This is a genomic window from Mesobacillus subterraneus (genome assembly GCF_023715485.1).
GTDB classification, from domain to species: Bacteria; Bacillota; Bacilli; order Bacillales; family Cytobacillaceae; genus Mesobacillus; species Mesobacillus subterraneus_B.
This window is the reverse complement of sequence record NZ_JAMBOF010000007.1, coordinates 157,010-171,132: the sequence shown is the minus strand read 5'-3', so window position 1 is coordinate 171,132 and position 14,123 is coordinate 157,010. Positions and strand designations below refer to the sequence as shown.

The 14,123-nt window shown below is 43.4% G+C and carries 9 protein-coding genes; 1 reads left to right on the top strand and 8 read right to left on the bottom strand.

Going from position 1 to position 14,123, the window contains the following annotated elements; all coding sequences use genetic code 11:
- Positions 1–31: 31 nt before the first annotated feature.
- Complete coding sequence (nikB, locus tag M3204_RS12105) at positions 32–985, bottom strand: nickel ABC transporter permease (protein WP_251481998.1); 954 nt, start codon at positions 983–985, stop codon at positions 32–34.
- A 77-nt stretch (positions 986–1,062) separates the two neighbouring features.
- Positions 1,063–2,622, bottom strand: a complete 1,560-nt coding sequence (locus M3204_RS12100; RefSeq protein WP_251481995.1) for an ABC transporter substrate-binding protein — start codon at positions 2,620–2,622, stop codon at positions 1,063–1,065.
- Between the two features lie 279 nt (positions 2,623–2,901).
- On the opposite strand from M3204_RS12100, the gene M3204_RS12095 reads away from it, so the two are divergent.
- On the top strand, positions 2,902–3,351 hold the full coding sequence (locus tag M3204_RS12095) for an Lrp/AsnC family transcriptional regulator (RefSeq protein WP_251481992.1): 450 nt from the start codon (positions 2,902–2,904) through the stop codon (positions 3,349–3,351).
- An 83-nt stretch (positions 3,352–3,434) separates the two neighbouring features.
- Here the strand turns inward: M3204_RS12095 and M3204_RS12090 are convergent, their stop codons facing one another.
- From M3204_RS12090 to M3204_RS12065, 6 genes are all read right to left on the bottom strand, one after another.
- Positions 3,435–5,033 carry an aspartate:alanine exchanger family transporter gene (locus M3204_RS12090; protein WP_251481989.1) on the bottom strand — a complete coding sequence of 533 codons (1,599 nt, stop codon included), beginning with the start codon at positions 5,031–5,033 and terminating at the stop codon, positions 3,435–3,437.
- A 423-nt stretch (positions 5,034–5,456) separates the two neighbouring features.
- Positions 5,457–6,446 carry an L-glyceraldehyde 3-phosphate reductase gene (gene mgrA, locus M3204_RS12085; RefSeq protein ID WP_251481986.1) on the bottom strand — a complete coding sequence of 330 codons (990 nt, stop codon included), beginning with the start codon at positions 6,444–6,446 and terminating at the stop codon, positions 5,457–5,459.
- A 35-nt stretch (positions 6,447–6,481) separates the two neighbouring features.
- Complete coding sequence (locus M3204_RS12080) at positions 6,482–7,417, bottom strand: aldo/keto reductase (RefSeq protein WP_251481983.1); 936 nt, start codon at positions 7,415–7,417, stop codon at positions 6,482–6,484.
- Positions 7,418–7,534: 117 nt separating this feature from the next.
- Positions 7,535–8,905 (bottom strand): MATE family efflux transporter, encoded by a 1,371-nt coding sequence (locus tag M3204_RS12075; protein ID WP_251481980.1) that lies wholly within the window; start codon positions 8,903–8,905, stop codon positions 7,535–7,537.
- Positions 8,906–9,046: 141 nt separating this feature from the next.
- Positions 9,047–11,977, bottom strand: coding sequence for a carbohydrate binding domain-containing protein (locus M3204_RS12070; RefSeq protein ID WP_251481977.1), 2,931 nt, complete (start codon positions 11,975–11,977; stop codon positions 9,047–9,049).
- An 803-nt stretch (positions 11,978–12,780) separates the two neighbouring features.
- Positions 12,781–14,109 carry a glycoside hydrolase family 30 protein gene (locus M3204_RS12065; protein WP_251481974.1) on the bottom strand — a complete coding sequence of 443 codons (1,329 nt, stop codon included), beginning with the start codon at positions 14,107–14,109 and terminating at the stop codon, positions 12,781–12,783.
- Between the last annotated feature and the right edge of the window lie 14 nt (positions 14,110–14,123).

The window sequence follows — 14,123 nt, the reverse complement described above, 5'->3', positions numbered from 1 at the left end:
GCGATTTTTTGTTCTAACTGTGCTTCCATGGTCACTGGCCCCCTGTCAGCTTAATTCTTGGATCGAGAATGGAATAAAGGACATCAATAAAGAAGTTAACGACAACAACAGCGATTGCCATGAATAAGACAGCCCCTTGCACTACCGGGAAATCCCTTGTCAAGATCGCATCAATGACAAGACGCCCAATCCCCGGGATAGCAAAAATCGTTTCAGTGATGACCGCACCGCCAAGGAAAGTGGCCAATTGCAATCCGCTGACTGTAACAACAGGAATCAGAGCATTCTTCAAAGCATGGCCAATAACGACGCCTCTTTCTAAAACACCTTTGGCATATGCAGTCCGGATATAATCTGCCTCTAATACTTCAAGCATGCTTGAACGCAGCATTCGTGTAATTTCAGCACTTAATCGGACACCTACAGCAAGGGCAGGCAATATCATTAACAGCATGCTCTTCTTGAAATCCTTCCAGGGCTCTACATACCCTGAAGGTGCCAGCCAGCCAAACGAAATCGAAAAAATGAAAATGAGCAATATTCCCAAGAAAAATGGAGGTACTGAAACCCCTGACAACGCAAAGGTTGTTCCAAAATAGTCCCAGAACGTTCCCTTTCTTGTCGCTGAAACAATACCAGCCGGGATCGCGATTACCATTGCAATGAAAAATGACATGATCGACAGCTGGATCGTGACCGGCAGCTTCTGCAGCAGCACGGTAAGAACCGGTGTATTATCCTTCAAGGAGTTTCCAAGGTCCCCCTGGAGGACATTTGTAACCCAAGAAAAATATTGCACGTATAAAGGGTCATTCAATCCCATTTGTTCACGCAATGCCTGCAGCGACTCCTCTGTAGCTTCTTGTCCTAAAATCATCCTTGCAGGGTCGCCTGGAGTAAGATGAACTAAAGAAAAAACGATGATACTTACTAAAAATAAGATAACGACCATAAGTCCCAATCTGCGAATTAAAAATTTTACCACGCTGCTCCCTCCCTTTCTCCAGCTTTTAAAATACATCGGCTTGGAGAGTAATCTCCAAGCCGAATCAAGTAGAATGCTTATTTAAATGAAACGTCGTGGAAGCGCATCATTTGATCCGAGATGTGTTTATAGCCCTGTAAGTTGTTTTTAAATGCCTTGTAATCCTTCTCGTGGTAGATGAAAATGAACGGTACTTCTTCCTGTCCTAGTTCAGTTGCTTTACTGTAAATTTCCTTACGCTCTTTTTGATCCGTTTCTACACGAGCCTGTTCTAACAGCTCGTCCATTTTCGGATTAGAATAACCATAGTTGATTGAGCCATCAGTGTGGAATAGCGCATAGATGTTTCCATCTGGATCCGTCCTTCCGCTCCATCCTAAACGGACAGCATCAAACTTGAAGTTATCCATGTTATCAAGCATTGTTCCAAATTCAACGATTTCAAGCTTTACCTTGATTCCTGCTTCTGCAGCCATCGATTGGATCATTTGCGAAATTTGTTCTTCTACTGGTTTTGGAGAAAGCTGTAATGTAAATTCGAATCCATCAGGATAACCTGCTTCAGCCATGATTTTCTTGGCTTTTTCAACATTCTTCTTTGTCGGTTTGATATTTTCGTCATAGGCCCAAGTTCCAGGAGGAATTGCTCCTGCAGCTTGTACCCCAGTATCACGAAGGGCAACTTTTATAATTGCTTCACGGTCAATAACTAAATCCAATGCCTGACGAAGCGCTTTGTTATTGAATGGTTCACTCTTGTGGTTCAAGTATAGACCCTGGAACCCAAGAGCCCCTGTTTCAGATAGTGTAAGGTTTGAATCGTTCTTTAGCTTCTCGACGTCTTTTGGCGGAACCTTGCTGATGATGTCAACATCACCTGACGTAAGGTTTGTCAGCCTGACGTTTTCATCAGAATATGGACGATAAACGATTTTTTCAAACTTTGGAGCACCGCCCCAATACTCGGCATTTTTCTCTACTTCAATTTTGTCTTGCTTAACTCGGGATACAAACTTGAAAGGGCCTGTACCTACAGGAGAGTTGGCAAAATCCTTGCCTTTTTCTTGTACAGCTTTAGGAGAAACCATCATTCCAGCGCGGTCAGACAACGCTGCAAGGAACGGGCTGTACGGCTCGGAAAGAACAACTTTTATTGTTGTCTCATCAACAACCTCAATCTTCTCGATTGATGACAATTCAGATGCGCGCGGTGATCCTGCACTTGGATCCATCATGCGTTCAAAGTTGAATTTGACTGCTTCTGCATTAAACGGAGTTCCGTCATGAAACTTAACACCCTTTTGTAAAGTGAAGGTATATGTTTTGCCGTCTTCTGAGATGTCCCACTTTTCTGCAAGCATAGGAACAAAGTTAAGCTTTTCATCTACATCAACCAGCTTGTCATAGATGCTGTGGAAAACTTGTCGATCAACTGCAGCTGTAGAGAAATGTGGATCTAATTGTGGCGGATCATCGTCTAGTCCTACTACCAATTCTGTTTTGTCCGTTTTTGCCGGAGCGCTTGCAGTTTTTGTTTTTTCCTCTTCTGAACTGGAAGAATTACTATTGTTACACCCAGCTAGAAGCAGCAGAACACTCATAAATAGTGCTGCTAATACTTTCACTTTTTTACTCATTTCTATTTATCCCCCTTTTCGTAAAACAACTCTCCTTAACATAAGTAGTCTAAAAGTAACAATCGACTGCTTTTTGAAAGCGTTTCACTTGTTTTAATTACATTTCGAATTTCGTATTATTATAATACAACGATTTTTAAAAATCTATATAATATTCAGAAAATATTAAAGTTTTTTTCTAGTATAACTTTTTGCACTCTTTTTCCAATTTCTGTTGATAAAGATAGAGGATGTAAGCTAAGATAAATTTACTAATGCTTTTTGAAAAGTGGTGGTTAAATGAATATCGATGAAACGGATCGTATGATTCTGCAGCTCTTATCAGAAAATGGCAGGATGTCATATGTGGATATTGGAAAACAGTTGAATTTATCAAGAGTTTCAATCCGGGAAAGAGTCAATCAATTAATGGAACAGGGCGTTATTGAAAAGTTTTCAGTTGTCATCAATTCTGAAAAAGTAGGAAAGTCTGTTTCTGCGTTCTTCGAGGTAGATTGTGAACCTTCCTCACTTGTGAGAGTTGCCGAAACATTAGCGAATAACCCAAGTGTGGCAAGCTGCTACCAAATGACCGGACCAAGCACCTTGCACATGCATGTTCTCGTTGAGGATTTTATACGATTGGAAAATTTCATAAATGAAGAATTGTATAGCCTGGAAGGGATTACAAGAGTGGAAAGCCATATTTTGCTGCGGAGATTCAAGAGCCGGACAGGTTTGAAATTGTAAATTCAGCAAAAAAGACACGGACAATTTGTCTGTGTCTTTTCATGTTTTTTTAAAATTTGTTTTAAAGCAACATATTCCTTTCTTTATAAAAAGAATATAAGCACTTGCGATGCAATCGCAACAGAGATCAGCGCAAATGGATAGGCTGCCGCATAGGCAATCGATGCATCCTCAGTCTCCATCAGCTGGTTGGTTGCACCTAATCCAGGTGTGCTCGTCATCCCCCCGCATAAAGCGCCGAGGGAATGGATGATGCTTAGTTTGAAGATCTTTCGGGCGATGAAAAAGCCAGCTATAACTGGCACGATGGTAATGATTGCTCCGCCGACCACGAGATTGAAGCCTTCCTGCTGGATGACCTGGACGATGCCTTTTCCGGCAGTGGTACCTGCACCGGCCAGGAATAATACAAGTCCAATATCACGGATGACCTGGTTTGACGGCTGGTAATACCGCGCATGGATTGGGCCAAGCTTCCCGAAGTGTCCGATGATCAAGGCTATGAACAACGGACCGCCTGCGACGCCAAATGTAATCGTTCCGAGTTTTGGAAAATGGATTGGGATCATACCCGACAGTACACCAAGCAGAAGCACCAGACTCAGCGACAGAATATGAATATTCGTAACCGTCAGCTTTTTTCTGCTGAATAGCTTTTCGACGTCATCCAAACGGTCCTTGCTGCTGACAAGCGTCAGTACATCACCCCGCTCCAGACGCCATTTCGGGTTCTGGTTAAATTCGAAACCGCCGCGTTCAATCCTCGTGACCGTCACGCCGTACGTCCGCCTTAATTCAAGCTCCTTGATGGTTTTCCCGATCAGTTCCAGTGCATCCACAGTTACCTTGCGAAGCTCCACATTGTCATGGTTTTCAGTATTCGACTCCACTTCCCTGCCAATATCTTCGCAGAGCCTTTTCAAGTCATTACGTAGGCCGACTGCCATAAGACGGTCACCAACAAGGATTACTGTATCATTTAAGGCAATGATATTCCGGTCGCCGCGGATGACACGGCTGATGACGACGGAATTATATTGGTTGAACTGCAACTCTTTCAGGGTTCTCTTATTGATCGACGGATCGGTTACTTCAATCGTGATGACCTCAGGCGACTCATCGCTACGAACTGGACCTGATTTCTTTTTTAAATCCTCAGCTAAATCAACTTTCAGCACCCGCGGTAAAAGCTGCACGAACAGCACAACCGCCAGGACGCCGAAGGGATAAGCAATTCCGTATCCGACAGAGGCGAGCGGATCGCCCGTTGCCTGGAGTGCAGCTGCCAGACCTGGCGTACTTGTCAGTGCACCGGTCATGATCCCGATGCTTAATGCAGGTGACAGATGGAACAGCTTGGACACTGCGATGGTCGTGAGGGATGCAACTAGTACGATCAACAAGCTGATGATTCCAAACACGATCCCGCTTGTTTTCATCATTCGGAAAAAGCGCGGCCCGGCCGATAAACCAACCGCCACGATGAATAAACCAAGCCCAAGCTGCTGGATGACCGGCGACACCTGATAGCCAAAATGGCCGAACACCATCGCCGCCAGCAATACACCGGACGTACCAAGGCTAAGCCCGCGGATTCTGATTTCTCCAAGGGCAGAGCCGACAAACAATATGACAAATAATAAAATTAACGGTTCCTCAAGCAAACCCATAATGCCGTCCACTGATGATTCCTCCAAAATAAGGGCGTTTGTAATTGTGAAAATCCACACAACTTAGAATATCACGCTGAATGCCCATTTCATAATGCAGACAGTGACGAATTTTTTACAAAAACAACACATTGTTGGTGGAAATAGAGTTTCACTAGTTAAATTGGATGTTTTCTATGCGTTTTCCTCACAGAAATCTGTTGCAAAAAATTTTTATAGCGAAAACAGAGATTTTATAGCGAGATTTTCATTTTTATAGCGAAAATCCCTTTTTTATAGCGAACTGGAAAATATCAATCCTTTTTTCCATTTCGATTCGAAAAGGAATCAGTCCAGAAAATTCCATTATCAGAATGCGTTTTATTTTCCTGTCCGGTAGCTTCCATTTTTTCTACAAAAAAACGCCCAGCATAATAACCTGAGCGTTTCACCTTCCTATTTAAGAATTTCATCAATCAATGCCAATTCGTCCTGACTGAATTTCAGATTATTCATGGCCGCAACGTTTTCTTCAAGCTGGCTTACCTTGCTGGCCCCAATAAGCGCAGAAGTGATTTTTTGCTCCCTGAGAACCCATGCAAGCGCCATCTGGGCAAGTGACTGGCCACGTTCATGGGCGATATCATTTAACTTTCTTACCTTTATCAGGACCTCTTCAGATACATCTCCCTCATTCAGGAAGCTGTTTGGCTTCAGAGCTCTGGAGTCTTTTGGGATTCCATTGATATACCTGTTTGTCAATAACCCCTGAGCCAATGGAACAAATGCGATCGAGCCGACTCCTTCTTCTTGAAGCAAATCAGTCAAGCCGTCTTCTACCCACCTGTTAAACATCGAATAGGCAGGCTGGTGAATCAGCAATGGAGTACCCAGGTCTTTTAAGATTCCGATGGCCTGCTTCGTTTCCTCTACTCCATAATTGGACAGTCCTACATACAAAGCTTTCCCCTGCCTGACGACATGATCAAGTGCCATCATTGTTTCCTCTAATGGAGTTTCCGGGTCCGGTCTGTGGTGATAGAAAATATCCACATAATCCAGTCCCATCCTTTTCAGGCTCTGATCCAGGCTGGATACAAGGTATTTTCTTGAACCCCAATCACCATAAGGACCCGGCCACATGCCATATCCTGCTTTTGTTGAGATCACCATCTCATCACGATAGCCTGAAAAATCCTTCCTTAGAATTGCGCCAAAGTTCTCCTCTGCAGAACCTGGTGGCGGACCATAATTATTTGCAAGATCAAAATGCGTGATGCCAAGATCAAAAGCTCTCCTAATTAATGAACGGCCATTCTCAAAGGTATCCTGACCCCCGAAATTGTGCCATAGTCCTAAGGAAATAGCCGGCAATTTAAGGCCTGATTTGCCGCACCGGTTATATGTCATTGTTTCATAGCGATTGTTGTCTGGTTGATAAGGCATTTTTTAAAACCCTCCAAAAACTCTATTTTGTTTTTCTACCATCCTAACGGATCGGCTTGAAGCTTTTCTTCCCAAAGCTCTTCTAACTTCTTTGCTTTCTCCACTGAGATCCTTTTACCTGAAGCAGATATATTCTCCATCAGCTGCTCGAGATTCTTGTTTCCAGGAATGACGGTAGAGACTTCCTGATAATAAAGAATATACCTTAAAGCCATCTGGACCAGCGACTCTCCGGGTTCGAGCATTTCCTTAAGAACAGGCAGGAGCTCTGCTCTTTTTGTAAGCTGATCCTGGTCCCAGCGGCTTCGGATGTCGGTAAACACACTGCTTTCATCATACTTGCCTGATAGCCATCCAGAATCAAGCGGAACTTTTACAATCAGTCCTACGTTTTTTTCTGCTGCCATCTTGAATGCTTTTCTTGGCTCCTGATGAAAAATATTGAACATTACCTCAATAACCTGGCTTCCGGTATTCAAAATCAGCTCTTCCATTTCTCTCGCAGAGTCCACTGAAGCTCCGTAAGCCCGAATCTTGCCTTCCTGCTTGAGTGACTCCAATACCTCAAAATGATCTGTGCTTCCAGTCAGGATTTCAAACGGAGGGTTATGCAATAAAACCGAATCCAGGTAATCCATTTTGAGCCGACGTAAGCTATCCTCGACCGAACTGCGGATTTTCTGTGGATCAAAATTGAGGGTATTATCTGGATGATGCCCAAACTTGCTATTGATTACCGCCTCGCTCCTTTTGCTGGTAAGAGCTCTCCCAAGCAATGACTCACTCTTTCCCCCTCCATAATTCGGAGCTGTATCAAAGAAATTGCACTCATGATCAAGCGCTTCATGCACCAGCCTGATTGCCTGATTGTCCTCCATGCCTTCCCAGTCCCTGGCGTTCCCGAGCTGCCAGGCACCAAAACCAACTTCCGAAACCTTTATTCCTGTGCTTCCAAGCTGTCTGTAATTCATCTGCTGCCTCCTTTTAGAAAAACGAAAGCGTCTTGGTCTGCCACGACAAGCGCTCGAGCTAGACACTACTCGTATTTCAAAAAATTCATACTTTCCTTTATAGCTAAAATTCAACAATCACGCTGTTTGCACCCTGTCATCAACCAGCACCTTCTTCTCCCAGACACGGCTTCTCCATCTGATATACATGACGATTCCTCTGAACCATTCATCAACGATAAAGGCCATCCAAATGCCAGAAAGACCAAAATCCAATGTAATCCCCAGAATATAGGCCAGTGGAACGCTGATTCCCCACATCGAGACAAAAGCCATCTTCACTGGGAATACCGCATCTCCAGCTGCCCGAAGAGAACTGATTACGACTATGTTGAAGGTTCTCCCAGGTTCAAGGAGTAAACAAAGGAGCAATACCTTGCTGCCTTCCCTGATGATCTCCTTATTATCAGTAAAAATCCCCAGGATTGGTTCCCTGATGGATACGATTACCACGGTGATCGCCATCGTGATGATGATACTTAATTTCAGGCTTTTTAATAGCTGATGATAGGCTTTATCAAATTCTCTGGCTCCTACTTTGTAACCGATCAGGATTTGCGTACCCTGGCCAATCGCTATTCCGAAAAGCATCATGAAGGACATGATGTTAAAGGTGTATACCCTTGTTGTCAGTGCCATAGCCCCCAGCAAACCAATAATGACTGTAATCGCCATCTGGCTGGTGTTGTAAAGTACATTTTCCCCGGCTGAAGGAATGCCTATTTTCAGGATCTTTTTGATAAAAGATTTATTGAAGTTCAGGTAGTCTTCTAAAGCAATCCTCATAGGCAGCCTGCGGTATAGTAATCGGAATATTAGAATCACTGCGATTGCACGGGATATGGCTGTCGATATCGCTACACCTTGAACACCCATTTCCGGAACGCCGAATAGACCATATATAAAAAGACTGTTCCCGGCAAGGTGAATGACATTCATGATGATTGAAATGAACATTGCCTCTTTTGTTAACCCATTTGCCCGCAGTATGGCGGACGCAGTCACAAGGAGCGCCTGGGTAAAAAGTGTTCCGCCAACAATCGTTAAATACTGTTGAGCAAGACGGTGTATTTCGGGCGTCAGATTGAACATTTGTAAAAATAAATCGTTGAAACCAACAACAATGATACTGACCAGCACTCCAAAGATGAGATTCAGAGAGAGTGAGAGGCCTGAAATCTTTCTAGCATTAACCTGAAGTCCTGCTCCAAGGTTTTGTGATACCAAAACTGCAGTTCCTGTGGCAACAAACCCAAATACGAGAATCATAAAAAATACGAGCTGATTGGCTACCCCTACAGCCGCAACGGCATCATCCGAAATATGGGACAGCATGAAAGTATCCGTGCTGCCCATTAACATGTGCAAGAACATTTCTATAAAAATAGGCCAGGTAAGTGCTAATAAACCAATCTGTTTAGGCAGACTGTTGTTCTTCTGTAAATTCATACTGCATTTCCACCTTTAAGAGTTCACTATGATGGTCAGGATTACGCTGGCCATATTATATTCAACTGCAATTTGCTAAAGTATTTTTTGAAATTCAAAGAAAAGAGGCAGAATTAAATTCTTGTTCTGCCCCTTGAGAACTTAATTTTTTGTGATGCTTACGTTGTCCAGGTAGACATTTGTTGCCGCATTTCCATCTAAAATATTGCCAAGCTCGAAAACGATCTTTCCATCAGCATACGTTGCTTCATTCATTACAAAGGTATAACTGTACGTTTGCATCTCTGAAGTTAAATCTACTATTTTCGTTGGCATATAGTAAATAAACCATGGATCAAAACTTAACTCTTTCCCAATATTGACATTCATTTTCCTTGGCACGTCTGCTCTTGCCTCAAACGTGACAGTATAGCTTGCACCATTATCAAAAAGCAAACCCTTCTGAAAAACCTGAGGGGCATACGATTGACCGCCAACCTGTGAAATCGCAACCTTTAGTTCTCCGTTTTCAGCCGTCATTGTACCTGCACCATATCCGCTCCACTGGTCGCCCCACCATGCGGTCCAACCATTTGTTCCATCTGAAAATGTTCCATTATCGATGCCAGGTGTGGAAACAGGCTCAGGCTCAGGCTCGGACGGAGCGTCCTTAACTTTCAAGACCACATTATCAATGAAAACATCATGTTCCCCGATTGGTGACAAAGCAGTCTTGCCGAGCAGCATCTTGAAGGCAGTAATGTCATCGATAGGCATCTCGAATTCATATGTGTATTGCTGCATTTGGTCACTAAGTGTTATGGACTCACTTAAGAATCTTGTGTAAGCAGCGTTTTCTACCGTAACCTCAGCCTTCCTCTCCTTTGTAGAACGAGCGGCAAAGCTAAGCTCATAGACTACTCCTTTAGCAAGGCTTAGATTACCTTGTTCCAAAAGGACACTCCATGTTTCATTTCCTTCACTGCCAATAGCCACTTTTGCCTCGCCACTTTCTGGCGCGATTTGGGCATTGGCATCAAAGTGAACATAACTTCCCCATGATGATAAACCGTCTGAAAAATCACCATTTTTCAATGGGTACAAGTCAATGTTTCCATAATCCGGGATGTTTGAAGTCTTAAGCAAGACTACATCATCCATGTATACATCACCAGCTTCGTCCCCAAAACTAAAGACAAGTTGAGCCTCTGGATCAGAAACATCCTCTGGCATTGTAAATTCAACTATTTTCTCTTCCATATTGGAAGTGAGCTCAATCGTGTTAATTCCAGAGTAATCAGATGTACCTGCCTTATTCAAAAGTACAGCTTGAATCGTTCTAGGTTCGTCTGCCCTTGCTTTAAAGGAAAGCTTATAATCATTTCCCTTAACTAAATTAACCCCTTGTTGGTCAAGCTTGATGGCTTCAGGATGGCTGCCTTCATCTTCAATCGACACATGGAGCTCTCGAGCGTCTTCAGAAACAGATGCTGCTGCAGCTGCATCTCCGACTGAGAAGTTCCAGAACATGAGACGATCCATGCCGCCCTGGTCAAACGTGCCATTATAGATATGATTTCCACCTGGAAGCGGCTGTTTTGGACCATCCTCGTCTACAGGAGCCCCAGTGATATCCTCGACTTTTACATTACCGATCCAGACTGGGTTCGTTCCGTTCCCGCCGAGATTGAATTCAAGTCTTGATTCAATATCCGTTTCATTGAGCATATCAAAGGTAAATTCATATCTTTGCACGTCACTCGTCAGCTTGAATGATTCTTCATTCGAATATTTCACCCAGCCTCGAGAAGGTCCAGCCCCAGCTTTGACCATTATATTCCTTGGTGATGTTGATTTAGCGTCAAAGTTGACTTTATATTTCCCACCATTGCCAAGTGAGATGTTTTGAATCATTTGCAAAGAGTACAGTTGGGATCCAGGATATGAAATATCTGTTCTCGCATAATTCTTGCCATCAATCTCTTCCACTTCTAAGGTACCAGCGCCTCCGAACTCTGGTAATTTCACAAAGTTCCAATACTTTGAATTCAGTGTTTCACTGGGCTCATCCACAACAGTGATCGGTTCTTCATAATTCTGGTCATAAATCAGGTTGCCATCTACAGGGTGCTTCGCATTTTCAGGCAAAACAACAGGTCCTGACACTGGCTCAACTGGCTCACGGTAAACACGTTTTTTCAAATCATAGACCCTGACATAATCTACTTCCATTTGACTAGGGAATTTTGTCGTCTCATCTGGATCCCCGTCAAACCATCCGCCAACTGCAAGGTTCATAACTAAATAGAATTCCTGGTCGAAAGGTGCAGGATAAGAGAAGTTTGCTGCGTTATCCTTTCCTTTTGAATACCATTTATTCTGAGTTTGATAGAGTTGTCCGTCCACATACCAGCGCAGTTCTCCCGGTTCCCACTCAAGTGCATATGTATGCCACTTGTCGATTCCTCTATTTTCAGGAAGTTCGAATTCCTTGCCGGTATACTTGTTATTCGGCCAACCTTCACCATAGTGAATCGTTCCCGAGACAGTATTAGGTCTGCTGCCCCACGCTTCCATGATATCAATTTCACCTGAAGCCGCCCACGTCCCGTATTTGTCTTCTTCAGGCAGCATCCAGATCGCTGGCCATAATCCTTTGCCTACAGGAAGCTTGGCTTTAATTTCATAGCGACCGTACTTTTTGCTGAACAGGCCTTTTGTTTTCAGCTTAGCTGAAGTATAGTCGTACGTTCCGAACTGATCGGTTACCTTCTCTTCTTTTGCTTTTATCACAAGCTTGCCATCATCAATAAAAGCGTTTTCATTTGAATCCGTGTAATATTCCTTCTCATTGTTGCCCCAACCAGAAGTAATACCGTTACCATTTTCGTCTACGATCCAGTTGCCGATATCAAACGTCCACTTGCTGCGGTCAATTTCCTTGCCGTTAAACTCATCGTTCCAGACAAGCGACCATTCTGATTTATTTTGTTTACCGTCCAGCTTCTTACCATCGTTGCCATTTGGAGCAGCAGAACTTATGCCAGGCAGAATCATCATTGCACTCAACAACACGGCCAGTGTTTTTTTCAATTCTTTTTCCTCCTTCTTGTTTTTAACATTCAAAAGCAAAGGCTGATTTCGTAACCATTGATGCTATTGTTCTTGAGGCTTCTCCTGACCAATCGCGTAAAAAAAGCTGATAGATTGGTTCGCAGAGCGCTCTCCTAACCTTCTTTTTTTCCAATTATCGTTCTTTAGCACCAAGAGTGCTTATTGGTGCCCTCTTTCTCCACTTTTTGTTCTTTTAGGTAACCAAGAGGATTTATTGGTGACCTCTTTTTCCACTTTTCGTTCTTTTAGATAACCAAGAGGGCTTATTGGTGACCTCTTTTTCCACTTTTCGTTCTTTTAGGTAACCAAGAGGGCTTATTGGTGACCTCTTTTTCCACTTTTTGTTCTTTTAGGTAACCAAGAGGATTTATTGGTGACCTCTTTTTCCACTTTGCGTTCTTTTAGGTAACCAAGAGGGCTTATTGGTGACCTCTTTTTCCACTTTGCGTTCTTTTAGGTAACCAAGAGGGCTTATTGGTGACCTCTTTTTCCACTTTTCGTTCTTTTAGGTAACCCAAGAGGGCTTATTGGTGACCTCTTTTTCCACTTTGCGTTCTTTTAGGTAACCAAGAGGGCTTATTGGTGAACCAATTTAACGTGTTCTTATTTTAGTTCACATTCATTCGAGTGTAATCTCGGAGGATTACTTTGAGAAAAGTCAAAGCGAAAGAATGAATAGGTAAAAAAACACCACCTCCCTTAATTTCAGCAATTCATCTTACAGGATAAAACGAGTTTGAAATCACAAGGAGGCGGTGCGGTTTACATGTCAATTGCGTGTTTTAATTCTTAATGATGAAGGTAGTAATGGAATGTTCAGGTAATACCGCTTTGGAAGTTTCACCATTGAGCGAAATTGTGATTGTTTCGGCTTGTTCTTCGTCATTCATCACGACTGCTACGATTGTGCCATCTTCATTTTGGAAGGTAACGGACTTCAATGTTTCATGGTTTAGCTCATGGCCAATTCTTACTGCATTTGGCTTGATGTATTTGCTGAAATGGCCAATATAGTAAAAGGAGCTGTTATAGTGAACCTCGCCTGTCTTCGTATCAACGATGACAGGGGCATCGCAATAATTGCCGACATGGTTCGGTCCACCCTGTTCGTTCAGGACAATGTTCCAGTCGATCCAGCCTTCGAGCCAATTGTTGATATCGCCCATGATGTTGCGCGCATAACGTTCGCCAGTATGCCACGCTCCTAATTGCACTCCGCCTTCAATGCATCCTTCGGTAAAAATTAGGTGCTTATCCGGGAACGCATCATGGATTTTGCTCAAGTTCTCGAATTCCTCCGACACGTACCAGTGGATGCCAGTTCCCCAAATGTATTTAGAAGCTTCAGGATCAGATAAAATCGTCTCTGCCCGCTCATACGCGATATCGCGGTTATGGTCCCAGATGATGATTTCCTTGTCCCCAAGGCCTTCTTTTTCCATGATTGGACCTAAGTGATTTTTGACAAAATCGCGTTCCTCTTCTGCTGTGTATCTGCAGGAGTCCCACACCTGTGTGGCTTCAGGTTCATTCTGGACCGTAATTCCCCAGATCGGGATCCCTTCTGACTCCATCGCCTTGATGTACTTTGTATAGTACAAGGCCCATGTATCATAGAATTCAGGCTTTAGCTTCCCGCCATGATTCATTTCATTATTTGTTTTCATCCATGCAGGAGGACTCCATGGAGAGGAGAGGATCGTTAATTCTTCTCCCCTTGCTTTCACGGCATCCTTTATTAGTGGCAGAACGTATTTCTTTTCCCGTTCGATTGAAAAAGTTTTCAATTCTGTATCGTTTTCTTCCACGTATGTGTAGTTCTCCAGCGCAAAGTCACAGCTATGGATATGGGTTCTGCCAAGGCTGTAGCCTAGTCCAGTTTCGGGATTAAAATAGCTTTCTATTACTCTCGCGCGATCTTCTTCCGGAATTTGGGCAAGGGTATAAGCAGCTGCCTCTGTGAAGGCCCCCCCAAAACCAATAAAGCTTTGATACTTCTGTTCTGGCTCGAGCTTCAGCTCAACTTCAGGGTTGGCTGAAGCTGGAGAATTCTCTTTTTCTGCAAATCGTTCACCTGTATTTTTGGCGGTTTGAATGATTTTCATTTCCATAGACCGACACCTCT